27 protein-coding genes are annotated in these 26,690 nt (G+C 73.9%); 19 read left to right on the top strand and 8 right to left on the bottom strand.

Going from position 1 to position 26,690, the window contains the following annotated elements:
- Positions 1 to 15: 15 nt before the first annotated feature.
- Positions 16 to 546 carry a hypothetical protein gene (locus JFN87_RS07330; protein WP_245178898.1) on the bottom strand — a complete coding sequence of 177 codons (531 nt, stop codon included), beginning with the start codon at positions 544 to 546 and terminating at the stop codon, positions 16 to 18.
- Between the two features lie 132 nt (positions 547 to 678).
- Here JFN87_RS07330 and JFN87_RS07325 point away from each other — a divergent pair, with 132 nt between their 5' ends.
- From JFN87_RS07325 to JFN87_RS07305, 5 genes are all read left to right on the top strand, one after another.
- A complete protein-coding gene (locus tag JFN87_RS07325) occupies positions 679 to 1,029 on the top strand; it encodes an STAS domain-containing protein (protein ID WP_209339083.1) in 351 nt (116 codons plus the stop codon).
- On the top strand, positions 1,026 to 1,463 hold the full coding sequence (locus tag JFN87_RS07320; protein WP_307865347.1) for an ATP-binding protein: 438 nt from the start codon (positions 1,026 to 1,028) through the stop codon (positions 1,461 to 1,463). The genes JFN87_RS07325 and JFN87_RS07320 overlap by 4 nt, the downstream gene beginning before the upstream one ends.
- A 155-nt stretch (positions 1,464 to 1,618) precedes the next feature.
- Complete coding sequence (locus JFN87_RS07315) at positions 1,619 to 3,298, top strand: PP2C family protein-serine/threonine phosphatase (protein WP_209339082.1); 1,680 nt, start codon at positions 1,619 to 1,621, stop codon at positions 3,296 to 3,298.
- A complete protein-coding gene (locus JFN87_RS07310) occupies positions 3,295 to 4,389 on the top strand; it encodes a cobalamin B12-binding domain-containing protein (protein ID WP_209339081.1) in 1,095 nt (364 codons plus the stop codon). The genes JFN87_RS07315 and JFN87_RS07310 overlap by 4 nt, the downstream gene beginning before the upstream one ends.
- The gene (locus JFN87_RS07305; protein WP_209339080.1) at positions 4,386 to 4,778 is read left to right on the top strand and encodes an STAS domain-containing protein; all 393 of its coding nucleotides are present in this window, start codon (positions 4,386 to 4,388) and stop codon (positions 4,776 to 4,778) included. The genes JFN87_RS07310 and JFN87_RS07305 overlap by 4 nt, the downstream gene beginning before the upstream one ends.
- Positions 4,779 to 4,930: 152 nt before the next feature.
- On the opposite strand, the gene JFN87_RS07300 is transcribed toward JFN87_RS07305, so the two are convergent.
- Positions 4,931 to 6,928, bottom strand: coding sequence for an AfsR/SARP family transcriptional regulator (locus JFN87_RS07300; RefSeq protein ID WP_209339079.1), 1,998 nt, complete (start codon positions 6,926 to 6,928; stop codon positions 4,931 to 4,933).
- Positions 6,929 to 7,072: 144 nt separating this feature from the next.
- On the opposite strand from JFN87_RS07300, the gene JFN87_RS07295 reads away from it, so the two are divergent.
- The 5 genes from JFN87_RS07295 (at position 7,073) to JFN87_RS07275 (ending at position 12,353) form a co-directional block, all read left to right on the top strand.
- Complete coding sequence (locus JFN87_RS07295; RefSeq protein WP_209339078.1) at positions 7,073 to 7,948, top strand: alpha/beta fold hydrolase; 876 nt, start codon at positions 7,073 to 7,075, stop codon at positions 7,946 to 7,948.
- 410 nt (positions 7,949 to 8,358) lie between these two features.
- Positions 8,359 to 9,495 carry a HesA/MoeB/ThiF family protein gene (locus JFN87_RS33540; RefSeq protein WP_209339077.1) on the top strand — a complete coding sequence of 379 codons (1,137 nt, stop codon included), beginning with the start codon at positions 8,359 to 8,361 and terminating at the stop codon, positions 9,493 to 9,495.
- A complete protein-coding gene (locus JFN87_RS07285; RefSeq protein ID WP_307865345.1) occupies positions 9,492 to 10,757 on the top strand; it encodes a hypothetical protein in 1,266 nt (421 codons plus the stop codon). The genes JFN87_RS33540 and JFN87_RS07285 overlap by 4 nt, the downstream gene beginning before the upstream one ends.
- A 193-nt stretch (positions 10,758 to 10,950) precedes the next feature.
- Positions 10,951 to 11,826, top strand: a complete 876-nt coding sequence (locus tag JFN87_RS07280) for an SGNH/GDSL hydrolase family protein (RefSeq protein ID WP_209339076.1) — start codon at positions 10,951 to 10,953, stop codon at positions 11,824 to 11,826.
- 164 nt (positions 11,827 to 11,990) lie between these two features.
- Positions 11,991 to 12,353: a DUF6233 domain-containing protein gene (locus JFN87_RS07275; protein WP_209339075.1), complete on the top strand. Its 363-nt coding sequence runs from the start codon at positions 11,991 to 11,993 to the stop codon at positions 12,351 to 12,353.
- 260 nt (positions 12,354 to 12,613) lie between these two features.
- Here the strand turns inward: JFN87_RS07275 and JFN87_RS07270 are convergent, their stop codons facing one another.
- From JFN87_RS07270 to JFN87_RS07260, 3 genes are all read right to left on the bottom strand, one after another.
- Positions 12,614 to 12,838 (bottom strand): hypothetical protein, encoded by a 225-nt coding sequence (locus tag JFN87_RS07270; protein WP_209339074.1) that lies wholly within the window; start codon positions 12,836 to 12,838, stop codon positions 12,614 to 12,616.
- 146 nt (positions 12,839 to 12,984) lie between these two features.
- Positions 12,985 to 13,845 (bottom strand): SAM-dependent methyltransferase, encoded by an 861-nt coding sequence (locus tag JFN87_RS07265; protein WP_209339073.1) that lies wholly within the window; start codon positions 13,843 to 13,845, stop codon positions 12,985 to 12,987.
- Between the two features lie 127 nt (positions 13,846 to 13,972).
- The gene (locus JFN87_RS07260) at positions 13,973 to 14,518 is read right to left on the bottom strand and encodes an ATP-binding protein (protein ID WP_209339072.1); all 546 of its coding nucleotides are present in this window, start codon (positions 14,516 to 14,518) and stop codon (positions 13,973 to 13,975) included.
- A gap of 261 nt (positions 14,519 to 14,779) precedes the next feature.
- Between JFN87_RS07260 and JFN87_RS07255 the strand changes: the two genes are divergently transcribed.
- Together JFN87_RS07255 and JFN87_RS07250 are read left to right on the top strand one after the other, a co-directional pair.
- Entirely contained in the window at positions 14,780 to 15,016 is a 237-nt protein-coding gene (locus tag JFN87_RS07255) for a DUF397 domain-containing protein (RefSeq protein ID WP_030902072.1), read from the top strand.
- Positions 15,017 to 15,166: 150 nt separating this feature from the next.
- Positions 15,167 to 16,081: a Sco1979 family transcriptional regulator gene (locus JFN87_RS07250; RefSeq protein WP_209339071.1), complete on the top strand. Its 915-nt coding sequence runs from the start codon at positions 15,167 to 15,169 to the stop codon at positions 16,079 to 16,081.
- On the opposite strand, the gene JFN87_RS07245 is transcribed toward JFN87_RS07250, so the two are convergent.
- On the bottom strand, positions 16,065 to 17,156 hold the full coding sequence (locus JFN87_RS07245; protein WP_209339070.1) for a DNA polymerase III subunit beta family protein: 1,092 nt from the start codon (positions 17,154 to 17,156) through the stop codon (positions 16,065 to 16,067). The genes JFN87_RS07250 and JFN87_RS07245 overlap by 17 nt on opposite strands.
- Positions 17,157 to 17,348: 192 nt before the next feature.
- Between JFN87_RS07245 and JFN87_RS07240 the strand changes: the two genes are divergently transcribed.
- Entirely contained in the window at positions 17,349 to 18,773 is a 1,425-nt protein-coding gene (locus JFN87_RS07240) for a cytochrome ubiquinol oxidase subunit I (protein ID WP_372449194.1), read from the top strand.
- 58 nt (positions 18,774 to 18,831) lie between these two features.
- A complete protein-coding gene (locus JFN87_RS07235) occupies positions 18,832 to 19,857 on the top strand; it encodes a cytochrome d ubiquinol oxidase subunit II (protein WP_209339069.1) in 1,026 nt (341 codons plus the stop codon).
- Between the two features lie 42 nt (positions 19,858 to 19,899).
- Here the strand turns inward: JFN87_RS07235 and JFN87_RS07230 are convergent, their stop codons facing one another.
- Positions 19,900 to 20,358 (bottom strand): SRPBCC family protein, encoded by a 459-nt coding sequence (locus JFN87_RS07230; protein ID WP_209339068.1) that lies wholly within the window; start codon positions 20,356 to 20,358, stop codon positions 19,900 to 19,902.
- 200 nt (positions 20,359 to 20,558) lie between these two features.
- Here JFN87_RS07230 and dhaK point away from each other — a divergent pair, with 200 nt between their 5' ends.
- The 4 genes from dhaK (at position 20,559) to JFN87_RS07210 (ending at position 23,629) form a co-directional block, all read left to right on the top strand.
- On the top strand, positions 20,559 to 21,551 hold the full coding sequence (gene dhaK, locus JFN87_RS07225; RefSeq protein WP_209339067.1) for a dihydroxyacetone kinase subunit DhaK: 993 nt from the start codon (positions 20,559 to 20,561) through the stop codon (positions 21,549 to 21,551).
- 2 nt (positions 21,552 to 21,553) lie between these two features.
- Complete coding sequence (gene dhaL, locus JFN87_RS07220) at positions 21,554 to 22,198, top strand: dihydroxyacetone kinase subunit DhaL (RefSeq protein ID WP_209339066.1); 645 nt, start codon at positions 21,554 to 21,556, stop codon at positions 22,196 to 22,198.
- Entirely contained in the window at positions 22,195 to 22,605 is a 411-nt protein-coding gene (locus tag JFN87_RS07215) for a PTS-dependent dihydroxyacetone kinase phosphotransferase subunit DhaM (RefSeq protein ID WP_209339065.1), read from the top strand. Before dhaL ends, JFN87_RS07215 begins: the two co-directional genes overlap by 4 nt.
- Positions 22,606 to 22,759: 154 nt before the next feature.
- The gene (locus tag JFN87_RS07210) at positions 22,760 to 23,629 is read left to right on the top strand and encodes an ABC transporter substrate-binding protein (protein WP_209339064.1); all 870 of its coding nucleotides are present in this window, start codon (positions 22,760 to 22,762) and stop codon (positions 23,627 to 23,629) included.
- Positions 23,630 to 23,878: 249 nt separating this feature from the next.
- Here the strand turns inward: JFN87_RS07210 and JFN87_RS07205 are convergent, their stop codons facing one another.
- Positions 23,879 to 24,328: an ATP-binding protein gene (locus JFN87_RS07205; RefSeq protein ID WP_209339063.1), complete on the bottom strand. Its 450-nt coding sequence runs from the start codon at positions 24,326 to 24,328 to the stop codon at positions 23,879 to 23,881.
- A 357-nt stretch (positions 24,329 to 24,685) separates the two neighbouring features.
- Between JFN87_RS07205 and JFN87_RS07200 the strand changes: the two genes are divergently transcribed.
- Entirely contained in the window at positions 24,686 to 26,506 is a 1,821-nt protein-coding gene (locus JFN87_RS07200) for a pectate lyase-like domain-containing protein (RefSeq protein WP_209339062.1), read from the top strand.
- Positions 26,507 to 26,690 lie beyond the last annotated feature (184 nt).

Here is a 26,690-nt window from a genome sequence, read left to right as displayed (position 1 = left end):
CGGCGGCCCCGGGCGTCACTTCGTGACGCGCGCCTCCATCCTTACGAGCCCCGCGACGCCGAACTGGAGGATGATCGGCAGGGTGTGACGGCCGGTCACGCCCTTGACGTGGTGGAAGGTCACCGTGGGCCCGCCGCTGGAGCCGAAGGTGGTGCTGCCGTTCGGCAGGATCTGGATGCCGGCCGTGTTCAGGGCGCCGTTGCCCTTGGTGCCCTTGGCGCCCGTGAGCTTGCCGCGCGCTCCGCCCGGGGTGCCGACCATGTCGAGGTGGTCGGTGACCGTTCCCGAGTTGCGTACGGTCATGGCGAGCGTGCCGTCGCCCGCCGCGTCGAGGTGCGCCACGGCCCCGGTGACGGTCACCACGGAGCTGTTGTTGCTCGCCTTGACCTCGCCCGGCGTGCCGCTCGGCGAGGGGGAGGCGGAGGCGCCGGACGAGGAGTCGTCGCTGCACCCGGCGAGGCCGCCCACGAGGACGGCGGGCAGTACGACCGCGGTGGCCGCCCTGGTGAGAAGGGTCTTCCGTGCGGGCTTCGCGTTACGTGCCATTCCTGCATTATGCGAGCGCGCGGTCCCGGCCGTGCGGGCGGGTCCGCGCGGCCGGGCCCGCCTGCTCCGAGGGACCGCGCGGCCGCACGGTGGGCTCGGCGGGCCCGCGAAAGGGCATGAGAACATGCGTGCGTGGTGGACAACTCTGCGACGGTCGTCGTCGACACGACGGACGGGGGTGACCGTGTCGTGCGCGCGACCGGTTCCCTGGACGACGAGAACGCGTATCTGCTGGAGGAGGCCCTGGACAAGGCGGACGCGTCGTCGCCGCCCCTGGTCGTGGCCGACCTCTCCGGGCTGACGTTCGCCGACTCGACCGTGCTGCACGTACTGCTGCGGGCGCGGGGCAGGTGCCGGGCGTCCGGCGGGCGGCTGGTGATAGCCGGGCCGCTCGACGGCGTGGTGGGACGGCTCTTCGAGGTAACGGGCACGCGCGAGGCCTTCTCGTTCGCGGAGACCGTGGAAGCCGCACTCTCCCGGTGAGCGGCGGACTGCGAGCCGCGGGCGCCGGTGAGGTCCCCAGGACCGCGGCGGAAGCCCGCCGGCGGGTGCACGCGCTCCTGACGCGTGAGGGCTGGGCCCCCGAGGGGCCGGGACCGCACGGCACGCTCGTCGCCGACGCGTTGCTGATCACCTCCGAGCTGGTGACCAACGCGCTGCGGCACGGGGGCGGCCTGACCGGATTCACCGCGACCGTCGAGGACGGCTGCCTGGTCGTCACGGCCGCCGACGCGAGCACGCGCGTGCCCGTCCCGCGGGCACCCGGCGGCGCCGCGGGCACGGGTGGCTACGGCTGGCCCCTGATGCGCCGGCTCGCCGGCACCCCGGACGTCACCGTTTCGGACGCGGGCAAGACGGTGCGTGTGGCCATGCCGCTGTCCGCACGTCCTGACGCGGCGACGTCCCTGATTCCGTGACGTCGCTGATCCCATGACGGCCGCGTGGCGGAGCCCGTCCGCCCGCGCCGCCGGCTCCGGCGCGGCTTGCCCCGCGCCCGGCCCATGAGGGACAGTTGCCGGACGGAAACGTTCCGTTCGAGCGGAGGGTGGTGAGGCCCGCGTCACGCGAGCCGATGCACGTGGAAACATCCGAGTACGTCTACGACGGATCGAGGACCACCCGGCCCGCACCGGGAACCACCTGGGCCGACGCACCCTGTCCGGCCCTTCGGGCGGACGCCGCGGGCGCCGTGGTCGACGTCAACGCGGCCGCTGGTGCGCTGCTGCCCACCGCCCGGCCGCGCGCGCCGCTCGCGGACGCGGTTCCGGCCTGGCTGGCCGACGCGCACCGCCGTTTCGTCACCGCGACACGGCCCACGGACGGGGAGCGGCGCTTCGGGATGGTCCGGGGCGAGCTGGCGGGCCGCAGCTTCGAGGCACGTCCGACGCCGGCCGCGGCGGGCGAGGTCGTGTGGTGGCTGGTGGACGACACCGAACTGCGGCTGGCCGAGAAGGCCCTGCGCACGGAGCAGGAGCGGACGGCGTTCCTCGCCGAGGCGTCGAGCACCCTGCTCACCTCGCTGAACGTCGACCGCTGCATGGAGGTGACCGCGGAACTCGCCGCCCGGCACCTCGCCGACGCGGCCGTGGTCGTCGCCCCGGCGGCGCGGCGGCACTATCCGGTGGCCTACGCGGGTCCCGGCGGGGTGGTGCGGCGCCGGTCGGTGCACGCGGACCCGGCCGCCGTGCCGGGTCTGAGCGAGGCGCTGCAAGGCTTCCCCCCGGTCCCCTCGCGCTGGATCGACCCGTCGCTGCTGCCGGAATGGGCGGTACCCGAGGGGCTCTCGCAGCCCGTCGGCTCGGTCGTGGTGACTCCCCTGCCCGGCCATGGCGTGCCGGCCGGCGCCGTCGTCCTGCTGCGGCGGGACGATCATCGCGCGTTCGACGAGAGCGAGGAGGTGTTCGCCCGGTTGTTCGCCGCGCGCGCCGGGGCCGCGCTGTCGGCCGCCAGGCTGTACGCGGAGCAGGCGAGCATCACCGACACGCTGATGCGCGACCTCCTGCCGCCGTCGCTGCACCAGGTGAACGGCGTGGAGTTCGCGGGTGGTTACCGCGCCTCGGGCGCGGCCGAGCGCGCGGGCGGCGATTTCTACGACGTGCATCCTGGCGAGGGGCCGGGCGAGGAGTCCCTGGTGGTGCTGGGCGACGTGTGCGGCAAGGGCCTTGACGCCGCCGTGCTCACCGGCAAGATCCGTAACACCGTGCAGGCGCTGCTGCCGATGGCCGGCGATCACCAGCGGGTGCTCGACCTCCTCAACGGAGCGCTGGTCAACTCGCACCACACCCGGTTCGCGACGATGGTCCTCGCCTCCGTGCGACGGAGCGCCGGGCGCGTCCGGTTGCGGCTGACGAGCGCGGGCCACCCGGCGCCACTGATCGTCAGGGCGGACGGCGGCGTGGAGGAGGCGGACACCCGCGGGTCGCTGGTCGGGGTGCTGCCGCGCGTCACCTCACGGACGGTGACGGCCGATCTCGCCGCGGGCGAGACGTGCCTGCTGTTCACCGACGGCATCACCGAGGCCAGGGGCGGACCGCTGGGGGACGAACTGTTCGGTGACGGCCGGCTGAAGTCCGCACTTGCGGAATGCGCGGGCCTGCCGGCGGAGGCGGTCGTCGAGAGGATCCAGATGCTGGCGTCCGAGTGGGTGGGAGACAGGAGGCACGACGACATGGCCGTCGTCGCCATCACCGCGCCGCGCACCACACACCTGAGCGCGGTGGACGGACACACACGGGGCAGGTTCACCGCATGACGAGTACACGGCCAGCGGCGGCCGCCCAGGCGGAGGCGGGAGCCCCCGCGATCGTGGCGGCACGCGAGCGGTTGTGGCACGCGATCGGCGAGGGCGACGAGTACGCGGCGGTCGAGGTCGTGTTCGCGGCGCTCGACGACGGCGTCCCCGCGGAATCGGCCCTCCTCGATCTGATCGCCCCGGTGCAGCACCGCGTCGGCGTCGAGTGGGCGGCGAACCGGCTCAGCGTCGCGGCCGAGCACGCGGCCAGCGCCATCAACGACCGCGTCATCGGCACGCTGGCCCACCATCCGCGCGCCAGGGCGGAGCCGGCACGCGGACGGGTGACGGTGGCGTGCGTGGACGGCGAGTGGCATGCGCTGCCGGCCCGGCTGCTGGCCGAGGTGCTGCGGTTGCGCGGCTGGCGCGTCGACTTCCTCGGCGCGCAGGTCCCGTCGCCCCACCTCGTGGCGCATCTGCACAAGACCGCCCCGGACGTCGTCGCCCTGTCCTCGTCGATCGCGACGCGGCTGCCGATGGCGCACGCGGCGATCACCGCCTGCCAGGCAGCCGGTACGCCGGTGCTCGTGGGCGGCGCCGCCTTCGGACCCGACGGGCGGTACGCGAGGGCGCTGGGCGCGGACGCCTGGGCGCCCGACGCCCGCGCCGCCGCCGACCGGCTCGCCCAGGGGCTGCGCCGGGCCGCGGGCCTCGCGGCGCACCAGCCGGTTGACGACCTGCCGCACCTGGCGGACCAGGAGTACACCATGGTCTCCCGGACGAGGTCCGAGCTGGTGAAGGAAGTCCTCACGGTCCTGGCCGGCCGGTTCCCCGGGATGCGCTCCTACACGGACGCGCAACGCCGGCACACCGCCGAGGACATCGCCCACGTGGTGGAGTTCCTGGCGACCGCCCTGTACGTGGACGACGCGGAGCTGTTCACGGGGTTCATCGCCTGGACGGCGGAGATCCTCGCGGTGCGGCACGTGCCGGCGGTGTCCCTGACGCACTCCCTGCACATCCTCGGCGGGCGCCTGGCGGACTTCCCGCGCGCCACGGCCATGCTGACCCAAGCGCTGAGCGCGCTGCCCGAGGCGGGTGAGGACGCATGACGGCCCTTTCGCCCTCCGGCTTCACGGTGACCGTGGAGACGGCGCCGCGCGGGGTGTCGCTGCGGCTCGCGGGCGAGCTCGACCTCGACACGGCGGACGATCTGGTGGACGCGGTCCGCGGGCAGCTGACCGGTCCGGGCCGGGACGAGGTGTGCCTGGACTGCGCCGATCTGACGTCCTGCGACTCGAGCGGGCTGGCCGCGCTGCTGATGGCCCGCCGGCTCACGGCGGCCGCCGGCGTCGGCCTGCGGCTGGCCGACCGGCCCCCGCACCTGACGCGGATGCTGGAGATCACGGGCACGCTGGAACACCTCACGGAGCCGTACCCGCTCGGCGAGCCCGAGGCAGGTGCCCGCGAATCCCACGGTCCGCACCCCGGCGCGGGCTGACGGACGCGGGCTGACGCGCGCTGGGCCGACGCGCGCTGGGCTGACGCGCGCTGGGCTGACGCGCGCTGGGCTGACGCGCGCTGGGCTGACGCGCGCTGAGCCGACGCGCGCTGGGCTGACGCGCGCTGAGCCGACGCCCTTTGGGCGGCCGCCTACCGTCCGCTCGGCACGTCGAGCGCGGCGTCGATCTCGTCCAGGTACGCGGTGACGGGCCCGAGGGCGAGCAGCCCGCTGCCCGCACCGGCGAGCTCCCCGGCCGCGGGCGCGAGGGCGGCGCGTGCCCGCGCCAGTACCTCCGTGTCCCCCAGCGTGACGGCCGCGCGCGCGGCGAGGCACCACATCGCCTCGGTCAGCAGGTCGCCCGGCGGGTCGGGAAGGGCGCGGAGTGCGGCGCGCGCGGCTTCTTCGCGGTGGCCGGCCAGCAGCACCAGCGGCAGGGCCCAGGGCCTGTAGGGGCCCCAGTCGGTGCCCGAAGCCTCGCCGGCGTCCGCGGGCTGTCCGTCGCGCACCCGCAGCGACAGCAGGGCGAGCGGCAGCAGGCCGCGCTCCAGGCCCGGCATGCCCGCGCCGTCCAGCGCGGCCGCCGCGTAGCGGTAGGCGGCGGCCGCCTCGGCCGCGGGCGCGGTGCCGCTCGCGGCGAGGCGCATCGCGCGGTACCAGCGGGTGAACACGTCGACCAGCGGCAGCTCGTTGCGCCGCGCCAGGGCGGTGGCCGCGTCCGCGTGCCGGTCGGCCGCGGAGAAGTCGGCCAGCGCGGAGCGCGCCTGGCAGCGGATCAGGTGGCCGAGCACCTCGTACGTGACGAGGCCGTGCCGCGTGGCGAGCCCGACGAGCTCCGCGCCGATGGCGTCGCGCTCGGTGGCGAGGCCGGTGCGGTGGCAGGTCTGCATGAACAGCCCGTCGAGGGCGAACGCCAGCAGGGCGGGGTCGTCGAGTCCGCGGGCGAGCCGCTCGGCGCGCAGGGCCGCCGTGCGGCCACGTGACGGCGGGGCGCCTTCGGGCGTGGGCGGGGTGCCGCGGGTCTCCACGGCGATGGTGGCGAGCAGCCGGGCCCTGGCGCTGTCGTGGCCGTCGTCCGGGAGGGCGGCGAGGGTGCGCTCGGCGGCTGCCACGACGCGGGCCGCCTGCGCGGGGTCATCCACGCGGGTCCACACGGCGGGCACGTCGTACGCCCCGATCACGCGGGCCGTGAGTTCCGCGTCGCCCGTCTCCTCCGCGGCGAGGGCCGCGGCCACCCGGTGCTCGCGTGCCGCCAGGAGGCCGGGCCCGCCGGTGACCGCCAGGTCACGCAGCAGTCCCACCGTCGATTCGAGGCGCGCGCGTGCGCCCACCGCCACGGTCCTGTCGTACGCGGCCGCCGCCCTGGCCCACACTTCCTCGGCGCCGCCGCCGGGACCGAGATGCCCGGCCTGGGCGAGTATGTCCTCCTCCAGGCGGCGCAGCGCGGGCCCCGGCTCCACGCCGAGCCGGCCGGCCAGCAGGGCGCGGGCGCGGCGCAGGACCGCGAGGGCGTCGCCCTGGCGGCCGTCGCGGTAGAGGGCGCGCGCCAGCAGGCCCCAGGCGTTCTCCCGCCACGGGTGCTCGGCGACGTGCGCGTCGAGGCCGGCGGCGGCCTCGGCTGCGCGGCCGAGCGCGAGCAGCGCCTGAGCCCGTGCCTCGACGGCCCGCAGGCGCAGTTCCGCGAGGCGCGCGCGTTCCGTGCGCGCCCAGGGATCGCCGGCGAAGTCGGCGTAGGCGGGGCCGCGCCACCAGCCGATGGCCCGGTCGAGCCGCTCGGCCGCCTGCGCGGGCGCCAGGCCGGCCGCGGCGGTCACGGCGTGCTCGAAGCGCCAGGCGTCGACGGCGTCGCGTTCCGGACGCAGCGCGTATCCGGGCCCCTCGGTGACGAGGAGGCGGGGCGTCGCGCGCGGCGGCCGTTCGGGTTCGACGGCGCGGCGCAGGACGGCGACGAAGGTGCGTACTGCCCCGACCGCGTCGGGCGGCGGCTCGTCCCACAGGTCCTCGACGAGGCGCGTGACGGGCACGACCCGGCGCCTGGCGACGACGAGCCGCGCGAGGACGGCGCGATGGCGGGGGCCCTTCAGGGCGACCTGGCCGCCCTCGCCGTCCCACGCCAGCACGGGCCCGAGGACCCCGATGGAGACGCCCATGCCCGCACCGTCCTCTCCCGCGCCCGCGTGCTGTCTTTCCCGGCCTGCCTGCCGGTCAGCGTAGGACGTGCTGATCGGATGCTCATCCGCGGCCGTGAGGCTGGAACACCTGGTCACAGTCACCCACGGAAAGGAACGCGAGCAATGGCTCCCGTCATCCCAGGCTTCGAGTACCACCGCGTGCCGGTCGCGGACGGCGTGTCCCTCAGCGCCGCCGTCGGCGGTGCGGGGCCCGCGATCGTCCTGCTGCACGGCTTCCCGCAGACCCACCTCATGTGGCGGCATGTCGCCGCCCGGCTGGCCGCCGACCACACCGTGATCTGCCCCGACCTGCGCGGGTACGGCGCGAGCGGCAAGCCCGCGGAGGACGGCCAGGACACCTACTCCAAACGCACCATGGGCGAGGACGTCGTCGCGCTCGCGCGGGCGCTCGGCCACGACCGCTTCGCCCTGGCCGGGCACGACCGCGGGGCGCTGGTCGCGTTCCGTGCCGCCTTCGACCACCCGTCCGCCGTCACCCACCTGGCTTGCCTTGACGTGCTGCCGACCCTGGACATGTGGGAGGCGATGCACGGCGCGGCGGCCGCCGTCGGCTTCCATCTCTACCTGATGGCCCAGCCGCCTGGCCTGCCCGAGCGGATGATCGCCGCGGCCCCCGACGCCTTCTTCGGCCACTTCCTCGACGTCTGGACGAACGATCCGGCCGCGCTCCCGGCCGATGTGCGCGCCGCCTACCTCGACGCGTGCCGCGGCGCCGTTCCGTCGATCGTGGCCGACTACCGTGCGTCGGCGGGCATCGACGTGCGGCACGACGAGGCGGACCGCGCGGCGGGCAATCGGCTCGCCATGCCGGTCGCGGTCCTGCAGCAGGACTGGGGCGCCGCACTCGGCTACGACGCGGCGGCGCTGTGGGGCGCCTGGGCCGCCGACCTGCGCCACACGACGGTCACCTGCGGCCACTTCATGGCGGAGGAGGCGCCGGACGAGGTAACGAAGGCGCTGCGCGACCTCATCGGATGACAACGACCCGGGGAACAGGGCCCGTTCGTGCGGGGCGCGGCCGCCCGGGGTCTCGACAGAAGCCGGCATTCCGGTGACAGTGGTGGCGGCAGGCGCGCCGGCGGTCGCCGCCGGGCCGCCTGCCGCAGCCACAGCGGAATCGGATGCGGGGCGCCGGCCGCCCCGTGTCCCTGGTCCGATGCCGGCACCGCCCGGCGGAAGCGAGGCACCATGGCCGACGTGATCGTGATCCGCAAGCTGGACAAGAAGGAGACCACCGGCGACAACGGCGGCAACGGCGGTTCCTGACAGGGCCGTTGCCGCCCATCGAGCGAGAGGAGTCCGCATGGCCGACGTGATCGTCATCCGCAAGCTCGACAAGAAGGAGACCACCGGCGACAGCAACGCCAACGGCACCTGACGGGGCCGTGGTGTGCGAGACGGGGCCGGGCCCGGCGCCGCGGTTCGCGCGGCCCCGGGTCAAGCCCGAGCACGCCGCGTACCGCACGGTGGACGGCAATGTGCGCATCGGGGGTGTCGTGTACGGGATCGGCGCCGAGATCGCCGACCCGGGCGGGTGGGTGTGGTCGCTGGTGTGTGCGCTCGACGGCAGCCGCTCGGAGCCCGACGCCGTGGCGGAGGTGTGCCGCGCCCACCCCGACGTCGGCGGGGACGCCGTGCGGGCGGCGCTCGGGCAACTGGTGTCGTCGGGGTACGTGGACGACGCCGCCGCGCGTCCCGACGGCTTCTCCGCTCGTGAACAGGAGCGGTACGGGCGCGGCGTGGCGTTCTACCGCTGGACCGACCTGTCCGCGCGCGCCTCCGCGTGGGAGGTGCAGCGGCGGCTGCGCCAGGCGCGCGTCGTGGTGCTCGGCGTCGGCGGCACGGGAGGCTCGGCGGCGCAGGCGCTGGCCGCGTCGGGCGTGGGGCTGCTGCACCTGGTCGACGGCGATGTGGTGGAGCTGTCCAACCTGAACCGCCAAGTGCTGTACGGGGAGGGCGACATCGGCCGGCCCAAGGTGGTGGCCGCGGCCGAGCGGCTGCGTGCGGTGAACGGCGACATCGAGGTGACAGCGGAGCGGCGGAACGTGTCCGACAGTGCCGGGATCGCCGCGCTGGTCGCGGGTTTCGACGTCCTGGCGCTCGCCGCCGACCAGCCTCGTACCATCCGTCGCGCCGCCAACGCGGCGTGTCTGGCGAGCGGCACGCCGTGGGCCACGGCGGGCTATCACGGGCCCGCCGTCCGTGCGCAGGCGTTTCGGCCGGGCGACGGCGCGTGCTGGGAGTGCCGGCACACCAGTGCTTATGCGGAGGCCGACCTGCGCCTCGCGCCGGGCCAGGACCCCGAACTGGCCTCGGCGCACCTGCCGCACAACCCCGTGAACGCGGTCTCGGCAGGCCTGTCCGGCATGCTGCTCGCCCACGCGGTGCTGGCGCTGCTCACCGGTGTGCCCGCGCTGCCGTCGGGCAGCGGGTTCGGTGTCAATCTGGCGTTGCCGAGCGACACGGTGTGGGACCACGGGCCGCGCCTCGCCGACTGCCCGGCCTGCGGTGACGGCGCACGGTGAGCACGCCGGTGGGCGCGGAGGCCGTCCGGGTCACCCTGCATCCGCTGCGCGGCCGGCGGGACGGCGCGGAGTGGATCGTGGGCCGGATGGACACGGGCGACTTCGTCGCCCTGCCTGACGCGGGTCACGACGCGGTCGAACTGCTCGCCGCGGGCCTGACCGTCCAGCAGGCCAGGCAGCGGCTCGTGGACCGCACGGGACGCGACCTGGACCTGCCCGCGTTCGTCGCCGCGCTGGTCGAGCTGGGGTTCGTCGCGGCGATCGACGGCGTCCCTGTGGCCTCGCCGCCCCCGGTGCGGCCGACCTGGCCGTGGCTGCGCGAGGGGCACGTCCGCCGGCTGCTGCACCCGGCGCTGCTCGCCGTGCCGTTCCTCGCGGTGCTCGCCGCCGTGGTGGCGGTGGCGCGGCAGCCCGCGCTGCTGCCCTCGTACCACGACCTGCTGTTCAGCCGGCACGGCAGTGTGGTGCTCGCGGTGGAGTTCGTGTGCGGCTGGTCGCTGGTGTTCCTCCACGAGCTGTGCCACCTGGTGACCGCGCGGGCGGCGGGGGTGCCCGGCCGGATCAGGATGGGGACACGGCTGCAGTTCCTCGTCGCGCACACCGATGTGAGCGGCATCGTGACGGCGCCGCGCAGGCACCGGCTGACGGTCTACCTGTCGGGCATCGCCTTCAACCTCACCGTCTCGGCCGGGTGCGTGCTCGCGCTCGCGGCGGGGTCCCTGCCCGACGGGCCGCCCCGCCGCCTGGTGGCGGCGCTCGCCGTCGTCTCGCTGCTCTCCTTGCCGTTCGAGTTCATGGTGTTCATGCGCACGGACGTGTACTTCGTGCTGGAGGACCTGGCGGGCGCGAAGGACCTGTACGGCGACGGCACGGCGTACGCGCGCTTCCTGGTGGCGCGCGCGGGGCGGCGGCTGCGCGGCCGGCCCGCGCCCGTGGATCCGAGCGCGGGCTTCGGGGTGCGCGAGCGGCGGGCCGTCCGGGCGTTCAGCGTCCTGCTGGTGGCCGGGACGGCCGCCTGCCTCGCGACGATGGCGGCGGTGACGCTGCCCGCCGACGTCGGGCTGCTCTCCGGTGCGGTCCGCCATGCGGCGGGTGGGCGCGGCCCGTGGGACAGGTGGGACGCGGCGGCCGTGCTGGCTGTGCTCGGCGGCGGGCAGCTGGCCTGGGCGTTCCTGTGGTGGCGCCGCCACCGGGTGCGCGTGGCCCGGCTGGCCCGCCGCGTGATGCGCCGCTCGCCGGCCGGGGCGCGCGCGGCCCGCTGACAGGACGATCCGCAGGACGGCCCGTCCGGGCACCGTGACCTCCGCCCGGGTGCGGGCGTTCTCCCTCCGTACACGAGCGATCTTGCGCAAACCGTTGACCGGGAAGTAACTCGCAAGTAACTTCCGCAGGGCGCCGCTCACTTCACGCCCGGCTTCGCCGGGCACCCTCACGCCTGACCCGAGGAGACCGCAGATGTCGATGCGCGCCCTGATCCGAGGACTCACCGCCGCCACCGCCGCCGCCGGCGCGGTGGCGCTCGGACTCACCGCCCCCACCGCCCAGGCCGCCACCCCCCTGCCGTACGTCGCGATGGGCGACAGTTACAGCGCGGGTTCCGGCATCCTGCCGCTCGATCCCACCGCCTCGCTGCTCTGTGCCCGCTCGACGGCCGACTACCCGCATGTCATCGCCTCCCGCACCGGGGACCGGCTCACCGACGTCACCTGCGGCGGCGCCGAGACCAAGGACTTCGCGGGCTCCCAGTACCCGGGGGTCGCCCCGCAGCTCGACGCCCTCGGCGACAGCACCCGGCTCGTCACGATGACGATCGGCGGGAACGACAACAACACCTTCATCGACGCGCTCCTCGCGTGCGGCTCCGCGGGGGTCGTCACGGTCGGCAACGGCGCCCCGTGCAAGGCCCTGTACGGGAACTCGTTCGACCGGACGATCGACAACAGCACGTACCCCGCCGTGCGCTCGGCCCTGCGGGCCGTGCGGGCCAAGGCGCCGAACGCCCGTGTGGCCATCCTCGGCTACCCGTGGATCGTGCCCGCGAAGGCCGACCCGTCATGCTTCCTGAAGATGCCCATCGCCTCGGGCGACGTGCCGTACGTGCGGGACATCCAGACGCACCTCAACGCGGCGGTGGAGCGGGCCGCCCATGACACGGGGGCGACGTTCGTCGACATGTCGGGCGTGTCCGAGGGTCACGACGCCTGCGCGCCCGTCGGCACGCGCTGGATCGAGCCGGTGCTCTTCGGCAGCAACTACGTGCCCGTCCACCCGAACGCGCTCGGCGAGCGGGCGATGGCGAGCCAGACCCTGAAGGTGCTCGGCGGAAGCTGACCGATCCACCGCACCGGTCCGGCGCCGTCGGCGTCGGGCCGGTGTGCCGTTGGCGTCGGGCCGGTGTGGCGCCGACGGGCGCCGCACCCTAATATCGAACGCATGAACGAACGACGTCATGCGGTCTCGCCGCTCCCCCGGCGGTACGACGGGGTGCGGGCCGGATGACGGACGGCCCACCGCCGCCCTCGCGCCTCGACCTCCTGCGGTTCCTGCGCCGGTACGTGGAGCAGGAGCTCGGCCGGATCGACACCTGGATCGCCCACGAGGAGCGCGCGGCGGACAAGGAGCGGCGCGAGCACCTCAAGCGGCAGCAGGCACGCCCGCCCGCCGGGGACTGGATCATCAGCGACGCCAGGGGGCCGCGCCCGGGGACGACGGTCTGGCTGCACACCGGCGGGTGCTGGGACCTGCGCCCCGGCATGCGGCCGCTCACGCGGGTCCAGGCGCTGGACGCGCTCGGCCGGGACGGCGTGCGCGCCTGCCCGTCGTGCCGGCCCGACCGGGACCTCGGCGTGCTGGAGTGAGAGGCTGTTGTCTTACCCAGTGTGGGATCAGGCCGAGGGGGTTGGCGCTGTCAGGTCCAAGGCGGAGGAGGGAGTCGACGCGGAGCGTCGGCGACCGACGACAACGCCGGAGATGGCTGTGCCAGGCGACTCGGCCCCCGCAGGGGGTAAGACAACAGCCTCTGAGGGCCCAGGCCATCCGTCCCGGGCACACGAGGGCCCCGCGGCGCTACGGGAGCGCCGCGGGGCCTTCGTACAGACGTCCGGGTCGCGGACCGCGACTAGTGGGCGCCGCCCGCGAGGAAGCCGCCCTCGGCGTACGTGATGCCGTAGGGGCCGCCCAGGTTGGCGTAGCTGCCGTGCGCGCCGATGAAGCCGACGCCGTGGTCGTGGTGGACGTGGCGGCCGTGGTCGTGGCCGTCCGCGAACGCCGTGCCGGTGACGGGGACGAGGGCGGCCATGCCCAGGGCGACGACGGCCGCGGCGCGGGCGATGTTCGTGCGCATTCGGTACCTCCTGCTGGTGAAAGGGACGGGGGTTCCTTCACCTGTCGCGCGGCACGCGTACCGAATCCGGCGGCGAGTTGCCTCTTCCGAGTGAGGTTCTTGCTCCGCCCTCAGCAGGCCGCCGGCCGCCCGGGCCCAGAGCCTTCTCAGTCCTTCTTGGCGGCGACGCCCGCCCAGATCGGCGCCCTGTGCTCGTCCACCCGCATGTCCGCGCTGCCGATGTCGACCGCGACGGGTTCCGGGCGCCACATGTGCGGCACCACGAGCCCCGGCTCGATGAGCGAGAGGCCGTCGAAGAAGCCGAGGACCTCGTCCTTGGTGCGTCCCTGCAACTGGGATCCCGAGGACTCGAAGTCCGACTCGAGTCCGCCGACGCCGTCCTGGTCGAGGTCGCGCGCGAGGTGGGTGATCACCAGGAAGCTGCCGGGGACGAGCTCGTCGACCAGGCGCCGGACGACCGCGTACGGGTCGGCCGTCGCGGGCAGCCAGTGCAGCAGCAGGCACATGCTGAGCGCCACCGGGCGGTCGAGGTCGAGGGTCTCGCGCAGCAGCGCCGAGGCGAGGATGCCGTCCGGATCGGACGCGTCCGCGTCGATGTAGGCCGTACGGCCCGCCGGGTCGCTGGTGTGCAGCGCGCGCGAATGCGCCAGCACGATGGGGTCGTTGTCCACGTACACGACCCGGCTGTCCGGTGCGACGGACTGGGCGGCCTCGTGCAGGTTGGGCTGCGTCGGGATGCCCGTGCCGATGTCGAGGAACTGCCGGACGCCGGCCTCGGCCGCCAGGTACCGCGTCGCCCTGAGCATGAAGTCCCGGTTGGCCCTGGCGGTCGGCTGCGCGGTGGGCACGTTGGCGACGACCTGCGCCGCCATGGCGCGGTCCGGCTCGTAGTTGGTCTTGCCGCCGAGCAGCACGTCGTAGACGCGCGCGGCGTGCGGCCGGTCGGTCTTCAGATCGACCGGCGCGCGGCTTTCGCCCCGTGTCATCCAGTCCGGTGTGTCCGGCATCGCACTCCCACCCTTTCCCCTGCCAACTCCCCCGCACCATAGACCGTTTTGCCCGCTCGGACAGCCACCCGCGTTCCGCACGCCCGTACGGCGGCCGGTGCGGCGGCCGACGCAACGGCCCTCGCGCCTACCGCCATCGCGCGCCCCTGACCGGCTCACCGAGCGCGGGCACCGCCTCGCGCTCCCGCGCCGGATCGGGCGGAAGCTCGGCCCCGGAGCGCGGCTCATCGCCGCACGCGACCGCCGCCCAGACGGCCTTGCCGTCGGTGTCGGGCGTGGTCCAGCCCCACGTCTCGCTGAGGCAGTCGATGATGTGCAGGCCGCGGCCCGACTGGGCGAAGTAGTCCGGCTCCCTGAGTTCGGGCACCGCCGTGCTGCGGTCGCAGACCGCGAACAGCACGGTGCCGCGGCGGCGCAGCAGGCCGAGCCAGAGGGGCGGGCCGGGCGCGTGCCGCGGCGGGAGCGCGCCGAGCCCGTAACGCAGCGCGTTGCTCAGCAGCTCCGAGACGATGAGCGCGGCGTTGTCCACCAGGGGGCCGAGTGACCAGCCGTGCAGCGTGGAGCCGGTGAACTGCCGTCCCTCACCGACCGCCTGGCCGTCGGCGGGCAGGGCGCGCGCCGTGAAGCGCGGGGCCGCGACCGTACCGTCCTGCGGGAAGGCGTCGCGCGACACGCGCTGCAGCAGACGGTCGACGGTGGCCCCGTGTAAGGCACCTGAGGGTCCGTTCGGGCGGCATGTCATCGCGATCTCCGTGGAGCGGCCAGTTCATCACAAGCGGGTGATCGCCGCCCACTATCCCCCTGAGGGGGATGGTGCCGCAACTGCATCTGCAATTACAGTCGGGGGAACGCAATTGCTGCATCAAGTGCAGATGCAATTGCAGAAGGTGACGCCTGCCCAGGCGGCGCCCGTGAGACAAGAGGAGCGGCTGGCATGCGGAAGACCGACAACGGGACGCGGTCCGACCTGATCGAGGGCGTCACCTGGACGAAGAGCCTGCACAGCGCTCCAGGCGGCAACTGCGTGGAGCTGGCCGCGCTCCCGGACGGCGCCGTCGCGGTACGCAACTCCCGCCATCCGCAGGGCCCCGCGCTGGTCTACACGCGCGCCGAGATGGCCGCGTTCGTCGCGGGTGCGAAGGACGGCGAGTTCGACGGGTTCACCGGCTGACGCGCGCCCGCGGCGGCGGGCCCGCGCCCCTTCACGGCGGCGGGCCCGTGCTCACCCGGAGCGACGATTCGTGCCCCTGCTGTACGCGGCGGGGTCCGGGATGGAACACTGGGGTGTTCGTGTCCACGTAGTCGCCATACGGGAGTTGTCATGACCGCCATGCCGCGGCCGAACGGTGAGCAGTCCTCGCTGAGGCACTACCTGGACCGGCCCCAGATCGGCCCGACGGCGCTGCGCGTCCTGCTGGGCGGGCGCCTGCGCCGGCTGCGGCAGGAGCGCGGCATCACCCGCGTGCAGGCGGGCAAGGAGATCCGCGCGTCGGACGCGAAGATCACCCGCCTCGAGCGCGGCCAGGTCGGCTTCAAGCAGCGTGACGTCGCCGACCTGCTGACGCTGTATCACGTCGTGGACGAGGCAGAGCGTGCCGACTACGTGGAGATGGCCAGGCAGGCCAGCCTCCCGGGCTGGTGGCACCGGTACAACGACGTGCTGGAGAGCTGGTTCGAGCTGCACGTCGGCCTCGAAGAGGCGGCGTCCCTGATCCGCACGTACGAGGTCCAGTTCCTGCCCGGCCTGCTCCAGACGCCCGAGTACGCCCGGGTCGTCACGCGTCTCGGCTACCCGGACGCGCCCGAGTCGAAGATCAACCGACTCGTCGAGCTGCGCATGGAGCGCCAGAGGCTGCTCACGCGCGACGGGGCGCCGAGGCTGTGGGCCGTGGTGGACGAGGCCGTGCTGCGCCGCCCGTTCGGCGGGCCCGAGGTGGTGCGCCACCAGATGGAGCACCTCATGGAGATCGCCGAACTGCCCAACGTCACCCTGCAGATCGCCCCGTTCAGCGTGGGCGCGATGGCCGCGGCGGGCACGCCGATCACGATCCTGCGGTTCAGCGAGCCCGACCTGCCGGACAAGGTCTACCTGGAGAACCTGACGGGCGCGGTCTACCTGGACAAGCAGGAGGAGATCGACCAGTACTCGCTGATCATGGACCGGCTGGTCACCGAGGCGAACCCGCCGCAGGAAGCCGCCACCTACCTCGAGTCCCTGATCAAGCAGTACTCCTGACGCCGCATCCGCCGTCGCGGACGGGCATCACGAGGGTGGTGAAACTGCCCTGGTCGGCTGAGCGCACGACGACGGGCTCGTCCGGTGAGGTGAGTTCGAGCAGCACGTCGGGGCCGACCCCGGCGTCGAGCGCCGGGAGCAGCACGGCCGGGTCGAACAGGACGCGCACGGCCCCTCCCAGACAGACGGCGTCGAGCGTGGTGGTGGCCGATCCTGGGAGTACGAGGGTGAGCCGGCGTCCGTCGGCGCTCAGCGTCACCGGTCCGTCGGCCCGCGCGCCGAGGATCGCCGCGCGGAGGGCGGCACGATCCGCGACGATCCGCTGCCCTGCCTTGGGCAGGCCGTCGAGTACCGTGCGGTAGTCGGGGAACGTCCCCTCCACGCACCCGAGTTCACGCACGGCACCGTCGCCGCGCAGCCGCACGCCGCGGTCGTCCATCTCGACGGTGACGTCCACGAGGCCCTTGGCCCAGGACGCGGCGTCCTCCAGGTCGGGTACGGCGACGAGAGCGCGGCGTGGTGCGCCGAGCGCGGAGGCGAGCCGCAGCGCGCGGACTGCCAGCCGGTAGCGGTCCGTGGCCACCAGCCGCAGTTCCTGGTGTTCGAGTTCGATCAGTACGGCGCCGAGCACGGGAAACTCTTCGCGCTCGGTGACCGGCGCGGCGGCCGGGGCGACCTGGCGCACGGCTGCGGCGAACTCCGCGCCGCCGATTTCCGCCTCGCCGCGGGCCTCGCCGCCGGTCACCTCGCGGAGGAGGTCCTGGATCGCCGACCTGGTCGTCTCCGCGGCCTCCTGGGACCTTCTGGCGTGCGCCTCCAGGCAGGCGCGTGCCTCCTCGCGGGTGCCGTCGAGCACCGCCGAGGCCTCGGTGAGCGGCATGCCGGCCTCGCGCAGCCGGCGTACCAGGACCGCTCGCGCCTCCTGTTCCGGCTCGTAGTAGCGGTAGCCGGTCGCGTCGTCCACGTGGGCGGGCCGCAGCACGTCGCAGTCGTCGTAGAAGCGCAGGGCGCTCGGTGCGAGCCCCACCCTGCGGGCGAAGGCGCCGATGCCCATCAGTGCGTCTGTGTCGTCCATGCAGGTGATTGTCGGGCTTCGAGCAGCTTGAAGGTCAAAGCTGCTTCCGGCTGCCTGCCTCGGCTCTTTCGGGGAGCGACCCGCAGGCCCAATGGGCGGCTATGGGGTGTTTCGGGTGGAATACTGCGGCCCTCAGCACGCCGACCGCCCGGCCCCTGGGCGGCCACAGGCCCCGGTATCCAGGAGACGCCCGTGTCCCAGCCCGCCAGCCTGCTCGCGGCAGCCCTCCTGCCGCCCTACGCGGCATCGGGCGCCGTGACGCCGGGTGACCTCTCGGCCGCGCGGGCGCAGATGGGCTTCTCCCTCGCGTGGCACATCGTGGTGGCCTGCCTCGGCGTGGGCCTGCCGCTGCTGACGCTCGCCGCCGAGTGGTACGGCATCCGCACCGGCAACCCGGCGCATCGGCTGCTGGCGAGGCGGTGGGCGCGCGCCATGGGGGTGCTGTTCGCCGTCGGGGCGGTGTCGGGGACGATCCTCAGCTTCGAGATGGGGCTGCTGTGGCCGGGGCTGATGGGCAAGTTCGGCCAGGTCATCGGGTTGCCGTTCGCGCTGGAGGGCATCGCGTTCTTCATCGAGGCGATCTTCCTCGGCATCTACCTGTACGCATGGGACCGGCTGCCGCCCCGGATGCACCTGCTGACCGGCGTGCCGATCGTGGTGGCGGGCATCCTGTCCGCCTTCTTCGTGGTGTGCGCGAACGCGTGGATGAACCAGCCGCGCGGTTACACGCTGCGCGGCGGCCGGGTCGTCCACGTCGACCCCTGGGCGGCGATGCTCAATCCGGCGAGCCCGCCGCAGAGCGTCCACATGGTGCTGGCCGCGTTGATGGTCGCCTCGTTCCTCACGGCGTCCGTGTACGCGGTGGCGCTGCTGCGCGGCCGCCGTGACACCTACCACCGCACGGGATTCTTCATCCCGTTCGTCCTCGGCGCCGTGGTGACCCCGTTCCAGCTGGTCGCCGGGGACTGGGCAGCCCGGTTCCTCGCCGACTTCCGGCCGACGAAGCTGGCCGCCATCGAAGGCGTCTTCCACACGCACTCCCACGTGCCGCTGACCGTGCTCGGCTTCGCGGACGGCGACCGGCTGCGCTACGGCCTGGAGATCCCCGACGGCCTGTCCCTGCTGGTGGGTTACCGGCCGTCCACCGTGATCAAGGGGCTTGACCGGGTGCCGCGCGAGGACTGGCCGACCGTCACCAGCGTCCATCTCTCGTTCGACGTGATGGTCGGGCTCGGCTGCTTCCTCCTGCTGATGGGCGTCTGGCTGCTGCTGGCGTGGTGGTGGGGCAGGCGCACCGGTACCGCGCCGCTCGCCGTGCGGGGCACGCGGCTGTTCCTGCTGCTCGCCGCCGTGACGGGGCCCGCCGCCGTCGTCGCCCTCGAGTGCGGCTGGTGCGTCACGGAGTTCGGGCGCCAGCCGTGGGTGGTGTGGGGCGTGATGCGTGTCCGCGACGCGGTGAATCCCGCCCCTGGGCTGATGACCGGGCTGTGGCTGGTGCTGTTCGTCTACGCCGCGATGACCACCGCCGCGGTGTACGTGCTGCGTCGGATGACCCGCGACACGCCCGTGCCCGTTGCCCCGCAGGAGAGCGACGTCGAGGGGTACCCCGTGGCCTGACCCGGTTCGTTCGCGTCCCGCCAGTCCCCATCGAGCCCGCACACACCGGGAGACGACCGTGCTCGCAGACCTGACGCTCGCCGTGACGTGGGCGGGTCTCACCTGCTACGCCCTGTTCGCCGGGGCCGACTTCGGCGCCGGGTTCTGGGACCTGCTCGCCGGGCGCGACAAGCGCGGCCTGCCGCAGCGCCGGTTCATCGAGCACAGCATCGGGCCGGTGTGGGAGGCCAACCACGTCTGGCTGATCTTCGTGCTCGTCCTGCTGTGGGCGGGCTTCTCGCCCGTCTTCGCGGCCGTGCTGTCCACGCTGTACATCCCGTTGACGCTGGCGGCCCTCGGCATCATCGCCCGCGGTGCGGCGTTCGCCTTCCGCAAGGCCAGCGTCGAGCTGTGGCAGCAGCGCCTGTTCGGCGCGTGCTTCGCCCTCTCGTCCGTCCTGACGCCGTTCTTCCTCGGCACGGTGGCGGGCGGCGTCGCCTCGGGCCGGGTGCCTGCCGGGATCGCGGCGGGAGACACCGTGACGAGCTGGGCCAATCCCACCTCGTTCCTCGGCGGCGTGCTCGCGGTGCTGGCGTGCGCGCACCTCGCGGCCGTCTACCTGTGCCAGGACGCCGCACGCGGCGGTGACGCGGCGCTGGCGGCGCAGTTCCGCCGCAGGGCCGTGCTGAGCGGGCTGGCGAGCGGGGTGGTCGCTCTGGCGGGCATCGCGATCCTGCACGAGGACGCGACCGTGCTCTTCCACGGCCTCACCCACCGGGCGCTGCCGCTCGTCGTCGTCAGCGCGGTGGCCGGCGTGGTGGGGCTCGTGCTGCTGGTGAGGGACCACTTCGTGTGGGCGCGCGCGGTGGCCGCGCTCGCGGTGGCCGCCATCCTGTGGTCCTGGGGCGGGGCCCAGTACCCCAACATGCTGGTGCCGTCCACGACCGTCGGCGACGCGGCCTCGACGGACGCCGTGCTCGCGGCGTGCCTGATCTCGCTGGCCGTCGGGTTCCTGCTCCTCGTCCCGTCGCTGTGGCTGCTGTACGCGACCTTCCAGCGCGAGCAGCCGGCGCCTGCCGACGCGGGTACGGACGGCGCCCGCTGAGCAAGCGCGGGCGCGACGTGAACACGACCGAGTGCCGCGGGGTCACGCGCCGGCGGGGACGCCCGAGCGCGGCATCGCCTCGACGACCCGGCCGAGCCTGGCCAGCATCCTGCGGTGGCGCAGCTGGATCAGCCGGTCGCTGACGCCGTTGTGCGCCGCGCCGCCGAAGCCGCGCAGCGGGTGCTCGTCGACGATGATGAGCGTCCCGTCCCCCCACGGCCTGATGTCCAGCGCGATGCGTGCGGTGCCGAGGCGTCCCGCGTGGGCCTCGAGCTCCAGTTCCCTGGGGTGCTCGTGGCGCCTGCACACGGTGGTGCCCCGCATGCGCGCGGGCCCCAGCCGCACCTCGTAGGCGATCGACGAGCCCACGTCGGGCCAGTGCCCTTCCTCGGGGTGCGAGCGGAACGTGCCGACGACCCACTCGCTGTAGCGGAACGGGTCCCTCAGCACCGACCAGAGGACCTCCGGGTCCCGGTCGACGTAGAGGTGGCGCACAGCCATGTCTGCTCCCGTGGTCGCGGCGGGCGTCGTGCGGGCCGAGTGCCCACAGGGCGGGGGCCGACACCCGCCCGGGCACGCGCCCCGGCACGCGCCCCGGCCCCCGCTGCCCGCCGCCATGACGGGGACCAGTGGGCGGCGGATACTGATGATCTGATGGCCGCGGATCGCAGTCGTGGGCACGACCTTGTGAGGAGATACCCGTGAAGATGCTGATCAACGTGGCGGAGACCGTGGTGGCTGACGCGCTGCGCGGCATGGCCGCCGCTCATCCCGCCCTCTCCGTCGATGTAGAGAACCGGGTCGTGGTCAGGCGCGACGCGCCCGTCGCGGGCAAGGTCGCCCTCGTCTCGGGCGGCGGTTCCGGGCACGAACCGCTGCACGGCGGGTTCGTCGGTCCCGGGATGCTGTCGGCCGCCTGCCCGGGTGAGGTGTTCACGAGCCCCGTCCCCGACCAGATGGTCCGCGCGGCCGCCGCCGTGGACAGCGGCTCCGGGGTGCTGTTCATCGTGAAGAACTACACCGGGGACGTGCTGAACTTCGACATGGCGGCCGAACTCGCGGAGGACGAGGGCATCCAGGTCGCCAAGGTGCTCGTCAACGACGACGTGGCGGTGACGGACAGCCTGTTCACGGCGGGCAGGCGAGGTACGGGCGCCACCCTCTTCGTCGAGAAGATCGCCGGTGCCGCCGCCGACGCGGGCATGCCGCTCGAACGGGTCGAGTCGATCGGCCGGCAGGTCAACGCCGCCTCCCGCAGCTTCGGCGTGGCGCTGACCGCCGTCAGCACGCCGGCGAAGGGCAGCCCCACCTTCGACCTGCCCGAGGGCGAGCTCGAGCTCGGCATCGGCATCCACGGGGAGCCGGGCCGCGAGCGGCGCGCCATGATGACCTCCAGGGAGATCGCGGACTTCGCCGTGGGCGCCGTCCTCGACGACCTCGAGCCGCGGGGGCCGGTGATCGCGCTGGTCAACGGGATGGGCGGCACGCCGCTCCTGGAGCTGTACGGGTTCAACGCCGAGGTCCAGCGGGTGCTGGAGGAGCGCGGTGTCTCCGTGGCCCGTACGCTCGTCGGCAACTACGTGACGTCCCTGGACATGGCGGGCTGCTCGGTGACCCTGTGCGTGGTGGACGAGGACCTGCTGGCCCTGTGGGACGCGCCGGTGGCGACGCCCGCCCTGCGGTGGGGCCGCTGAGCATGAGGAGAGACGACGTGGCAGAGCAAGAGCCGGGAACGGGCCTGGACGCGGCCTTCTTCACCAGGTGGCTCACTGCCTGTGCGGCCGCGGTGGAGCGCGAGGCGGCGCACCTGACGGACCTGGACGCGGCGATCGGCGACGCGGACCACGGGAGCAACCTCCAGCGCGGCTTCCGTGCCGTCGCGGACACGCTGGCCAAGGACGAGCCGGCCACCCCCGGCGCGGTGCTGACGCTCGCGGGGCGGCAGCTGATCTCGACGGTCGGCGGGGCGTCGGGGCCGCTCTACGGGACGCTGCTGCGCCGCACGGGCAAGGCGCTGGGCGACGCGCCGGCCGTCGGCAGGGCGGCCCTGGCCGAGGCGCTCGGGCAGGGCGTCGCGGCGGTCGCGCAGCTGGGCGGCGCCAAGGCGGGCGACAAGACGATGCTCGACGCGCTGGAACCGGCCGTGGCGGGCCTCGGGCAGTCGTACGCGGACGCCGCGCGCGCCGCCGCCGATGCCGCGGAGGCGACGACCCCGCTGCAGGCGCGCAAGGGCAGGGCCAGCTACCTGGGCGAGCGCAGCATCGGCCACCAGGATCCGGGCGCCACGTCGGCGGCGCTGCTGATCGGTGTGCTCGCCGAGACGGCGGAGGCCGGGCAGTGAGCGCGGGCGGCCAGGTGGGCATCGTGCTCGTGTCGCACAGCGCGGCGGTCGCGTCCGGCGTCGCCGAGCTGGCCAAGGGCCTCGCGGGCGGCGGGGCGACGGCCCCGGTGGCGGCGGCGGGCGGTACACCGGACGGCGGGCTCGGCACCAGCTCCGAGCTGATCACCGCCGCCGCTGCCGAGGTCGACGGTGGCGCGGGCGTCGCGCTGCTCGTGGACCTGGGCAGCGCGGTGCTGACGGTGAAGACGCTGCTCGCGGACGGGGACGAGCTGCCCGAGGGCGCGCGCCTCGTGGACGCGCCGTTCGTGGAGGGCGCGGTCGCGGCGGTGGTGACCGCGTCGGCGGGTGGCGACCTCGACGCGGTGGCGGCCGCCGCCTCGGAGGCGTACGGCTACCACAAGGAATAGCCGCCTCCGTGAGGGGCCCGCCTCGCCGGCGGGCCCCTCACGCGTGCGCGGTGGCATCCGCGCCCGTCCCGCTGGGCAGTGAGTGAGGGGCGCCTCGCGCGCCATGCACGAGACGGAGCGACGGGACGAGCGACAGGCTCGGGGCGGGAGCGACATGGACGCGCACAGCACCTGGGAGTTCACGGACGACAGAGGCCTGCGGGTCACCGCGCCGAGCCGCCCCACGCGGTTCGTGGCCTACATCCAGGCCGGCGCGACGCTGTGGGACCACGGCCTGCGTCCAGCGGGGGTCTTCGGCTCGCATCACGACGGCGGGGCGCAGGACCCGGCCAAGGCGGGCGGCCTGCCGATGGAGGAGATACGGTCCTTCGGCTCGGGCAGCGGCGTCGACGTCGAAGCGCTGGTCGCGGCGGATCCCGGCCTGGTGGTGGCGGTGACGTACGGCGGTGACCAGGTCTACGGGCTCGATCCCAATGCCGCCAAGCACCTCGGCGAGCAGGTACCGGTGGCCGTGATCGACGTGGGCACGTCGCGTTCGCTCGCGCAGGTGCGCGGCCGTTTCACTGAACTGGCACGGGCACTCGGCGCGGAACCGGACGCGGCCGCGCACGGCGAGGAGGAGCTGGCGCGTGCGGAGGCGCGGCTGCGTTCCCTGGCCGCGCGGCCGGCGCGGCCCCGCGTGCTGGCGCTGTCGGCGGCGGACGAGCGGACGGCGTACCTGGCGCGCCCCGCCACCTGGCCGGGCCTGCGGGCCCTCGGCGACCTGGGCGTCGAGCTGGTGGACCCGGAGGGCGAGGGCGGGGCGAACTGGCGCACGGCCGAATGGGCCGAGGCCGCCGCGCTGCGGCCCGACATCGTGCTGGCGGACGTACGCGCCAACGCGGCGCCGCCCCGCCTGCTGGCGGGCAACGCGTCCTGGAGCGCCATGACACGGCGGGCGCAGGTCCTTCCGTGGAACCCGGAGAACCCGGCGAGCCACCACGCGCACGCGCGGTGGCTCGACGCGGTGGCCGACGCGATGTGATCGCCTGCTCCGCCGGAGGTCGTGGGCCGCGGTGGGAAAGCCGGGGCCCGGCACGGACAGCGGCGGGATCGCTGGGTGGGCCGACGGCCTGGCGGAGCCCCTGGCGACCGGTGCGAGGCGTTCGCGGCCTTGTACGGCCACAGGACGGCGGCTCCGCCATGGACGGCTTACGCGGCCCTGCCGGGCACTGCCGGATACGGCAGCGGACGCAACGGCGCGCAGCCGGGACGGGCGCCTCGGCCGGCGGGCTCAGCCCGCCAGTACCGCCTGCACGGTCTTGCCGTTTCCGGGTTCCCCGAGTACCGAGAAGCGGCTGGAGAGCCCGCGCACCATCGCGATCCCGCGGCCGCTCTCCGGCAGCGCCTCGGGCGACTCGGGCGCGAGGACGGGGTCGTCGGGACGCAGCTCCCTGAGGGCCGGGAACGCCGGGCCGTTGTCGTGCACCTCGACGGTGACGCGGCCCGGCCCGGCCGTGAGCCGCAGCAGGCAGTTGCCCGCGCCGTGCCTGGTGGCGTTCGTGACGAGCTCGGAGACGACGAGTCGCGCGTCCTCGATCCGCTCGCGGGGGATGTCGCCCCCGCAGTCGCGGGTGAGGTAGGCGTCGGTCAGATAGCGCGCCCAGCCGGCCGAGGTGTCCGAACTGGGCAGCGCGTAGGTGACACGCGCGGCACACCGATGGGCATGCCCGCTCGTACGCATCCGGATCACTCCTTCCGCAAGCCTTGTTTTCGGCCTCAGTGCACCTGGTTCCCCGCCCACGCCGAGTCAATCTTCACGCACTGATCCGGGCACGCCGTCACAACCCGAACAGGCACCCGCGCAGGGAGGGGCACGAGAGGTCAAGCGCCCGCGTTCCGCTGTCACTTGTTGACGAATCAGGGCGCCGGAGGGGCCGGTTGGCGCACAAGTCTTGACGCGTGCGAGACACAGGGGAACCATCTTGGCTACCCGCAGAGAGCGCTCTCTCGCACTCTCCCACCCTCCCCACGCCCGCCCCCGTCCCCCTCTCCCCACCTCTCCCCCGTTTTTTCCGCGACCTTGGAGGTCCATCCCCCCATGCAGCAGCCTCCCCGGGATCCCGCACGTCAGGACGCATCCCCCCAGCTCAGCAGGCGCGCGTTCGCCGGCGCCGTGGCCGGCGCCGTCATCGGCTCCGCCCTCCTGCCCGCGGCCACCGCGAACGCCGCGCCCCACAAGCGGGCGAAGCACGGCAAGAAGGCTGCCGCGGCCGTCGCGGGCGGCGGTGACCTCGGCCCCAACGTCATCGTCTTCGACCCGTCGACGCAGGGCATCCAGTCCACGCTCGACTCGGTCTTCAGCAAGCAGGAGTCGGCCCAGTTCGGCACGGGCAGGTACGCCCTGCTGTTCAAGCCCGGTACGTACAACGGCCTCAACGCGCAGCTCGGCTTCTACACGTCGATCGCCGGCCTCGGCCGCAACCCCGACGACGTGCAGATCAACGGCGATGTCACCGTGGACGCGGGCTGGTTCAACGGCAACGCCACGCAGAACTTCTGGCGTTCGGCCGAGAACATGGCGCTGACCCCGGTCAGCGGCACGGACCGGTGGGCGGTGGCCCAGGCGGCGCCGTTCCGCCGCATGCACATCAAGGGCGGCCTGAACCTGGCGCCCAACGGCTACGGCTGGGCGAGCGGCGGCTACATCGCCGACAGCCGGGTCGACGGCACGATCTCCCCCTACTCGCAGCAGCAGTGGTACACGCGCGAGAGCCAGATCGGCGGCTGGGGCAACGGCGTCTGGAACATGGTGTTCTCCGGCGTGGTCGGCGCCCCGGCGCAGGGCTTCCCCAACCCCGTCTACACGACGCTCGACACCACGCCGGTCTCCCGTGAGAAGCCCTACCTCTACCTCGACGGCGGCGACTACGCGGTGTTCGTGCCGTCGCTGCGCACCAACGCCCGCGGGGTCTCCTGGGCGAACGGCTCGACACCCGGTACGTCCGTACCGCTGTCCCAGTTCTACGTGGTGAAGGAGGGCGCCACCGCCGCCACCATCAACCAGGCACTGTCGCAGGGCCTGAACCTGCTGTTCACGCCTGGCATCTACCACGTCGACCAGACCATCAACGTGACCCGCGCGAACACCGTCGTGCTCGGCATCGGCTACCCGACGATCATCCCGGACAACGGGGTGACCGCCCTGCAGACGGCCGACGTGGACGGCATCAGGCTGGCGGGCCTCCTGCTGGACGCCGGCACCACCAACTCGCCCTACCTGCTGCGGGTGGGGCCCTCGGGCGCCTCCGCGGGCCACGGCTCCAACCCGACGACCGTGCAGGACGTCTTCGTCAGGATCGGCGGCGCCGGTGCCGGCAAGGCGACCACCAGCATGGAGATCAACAGCCACGACACCATCATCGACCACACCTGGATCTGGCGCGCCGACCACGGCGCGGGCGTCGGCTGGGACACCAACAGGGCCGACTACGGCCTGCGGGTCAACGGCGCCAATGTGCTGGCGACGGGCCTGTTCGTGGAGCACTTCAACAAGTACTGCGTCGAGTGGAGCGGCAACGGCGGCCGCACCATCTTCTTCCAGAACGAACTGGCCTACGACGCACCGAACCAGGCCGCGATCCAGAACGGCTCGACGGCCGGGTACGCGGCCTACAAGGTGGACGACGCGGTCAGCACGCACGAGGCCTGGGGGCTCGGCAGTTACTGCAACTTCACCTCCGACCCCAGCATCAGGGTCGACCACGGCTTCGAGGCGCCGCAGAAGCCGGGCGTGAAGTTCCACGACCTGCTGGTCATCTCCCTCGGCGGCATGGGCCAGTACAACCACGTCATCAACAGCACGGGATCGGGCACCTCGGGCACCAGCACCACACCGTCCAACGTGGTGTCCTACCCCTGAGCGCGCGCCGGCCGCGGCGGGCCGCGGGCTGACGTCCCGCGGCCCGGCGCGGCGCCTTCGCGCGCAGCGACAGCTGGGCCCGGCGGGTCCCTGGTCGCGAGAGCTCTCCTTTGAATTCCAATCACCGATGTTTTCGGATTCCCGTTCTCTACTTGAAGAAAGGGGGGGGGGGGGGGGGGGGGGG

It is taken from the genome of Streptomyces montanisoli, assembly GCF_017813245.1.
In the GTDB taxonomy this organism is placed as follows: domain Bacteria; phylum Actinomycetota; class Actinomycetes; order Streptomycetales; family Streptomycetaceae; genus Streptomyces; species Streptomyces montanisoli.
The sequence above is the reverse complement of the archived record's forward strand: the minus strand, read 5'-3'. Positions and strand labels throughout refer to the sequence as shown.

Bases quoted from the DNA above. Each gene is read 5' to 3' on its own strand.
- JFN87_RS07330 (WP_245178898.1), bottom strand. From the start codon at position 546: ATGGCACGTAACGCGAAGCCCGCACGGAAGACCCTTCTCACCAGGGCG.
- JFN87_RS07315 (WP_209339082.1), top strand. From the start codon at position 1,619: ATGCACGTGGAAACATCCGAGTACGTCTACGACGGATCGAGGACCACC.
- JFN87_RS07310 (WP_209339081.1), top strand. From the start codon at position 3,295: ATGACGAGTACACGGCCAGCGGCGGCCGCCCAGGCGGAGGCGGGAGCC.
- JFN87_RS07305 (WP_209339080.1), top strand. From the start codon at position 4,386: ATGACGGCCCTTTCGCCCTCCGGCTTCACGGTGACCGTGGAGACGGCG.
- JFN87_RS07300 (WP_209339079.1), bottom strand. From the start codon at position 6,928: ATGGGCGTCTCCATCGGGGTCCTCGGGCCCGTGCTGGCGTGGGACGGC.
- JFN87_RS07295 (WP_209339078.1), top strand. From the start codon at position 7,073: ATGGCTCCCGTCATCCCAGGCTTCGAGTACCACCGCGTGCCGGTCGCG.
- JFN87_RS07280 (WP_209339076.1), top strand. From the start codon at position 10,951: ATGTCGATGCGCGCCCTGATCCGAGGACTCACCGCCGCCACCGCCGCC.
- JFN87_RS07275 (WP_209339075.1), top strand. From the start codon at position 11,991: ATGACGGACGGCCCACCGCCGCCCTCGCGCCTCGACCTCCTGCGGTTC.
- JFN87_RS07270 (WP_209339074.1), bottom strand. From the start codon at position 12,838: ATGCGCACGAACATCGCCCGCGCCGCGGCCGTCGTCGCCCTGGGCATG.
- JFN87_RS07265 (WP_209339073.1), bottom strand. From the start codon at position 13,845: ATGCCGGACACACCGGACTGGATGACACGGGGCGAAAGCCGCGCGCCG.
- JFN87_RS07255 (WP_030902072.1), top strand. From the start codon at position 14,780: ATGCGGAAGACCGACAACGGGACGCGGTCCGACCTGATCGAGGGCGTC.
- JFN87_RS07250 (WP_209339071.1), top strand. From the start codon at position 15,167: ATGACCGCCATGCCGCGGCCGAACGGTGAGCAGTCCTCGCTGAGGCAC.
- JFN87_RS07245 (WP_209339070.1), bottom strand. From the start codon at position 17,156: ATGGACGACACAGACGCACTGATGGGCATCGGCGCCTTCGCCCGCAGG.
- JFN87_RS07230 (WP_209339068.1), bottom strand. From the start codon at position 20,358: ATGGCTGTGCGCCACCTCTACGTCGACCGGGACCCGGAGGTCCTCTGG.
- dhaL (WP_209339066.1), top strand. From the start codon at position 21,554: ATGAGGAGAGACGACGTGGCAGAGCAAGAGCCGGGAACGGGCCTGGAC.
- JFN87_RS07210 (WP_209339064.1), top strand. From the start codon at position 22,760: ATGGACGCGCACAGCACCTGGGAGTTCACGGACGACAGAGGCCTGCGG.
- JFN87_RS07205 (WP_209339063.1), bottom strand. From the start codon at position 24,328: ATGCGTACGAGCGGGCATGCCCATCGGTGTGCCGCGCGTGTCACCTAC.
- JFN87_RS07200 (WP_209339062.1), top strand. From the start codon at position 24,686: ATGCAGCAGCCTCCCCGGGATCCCGCACGTCAGGACGCATCCCCCCAG.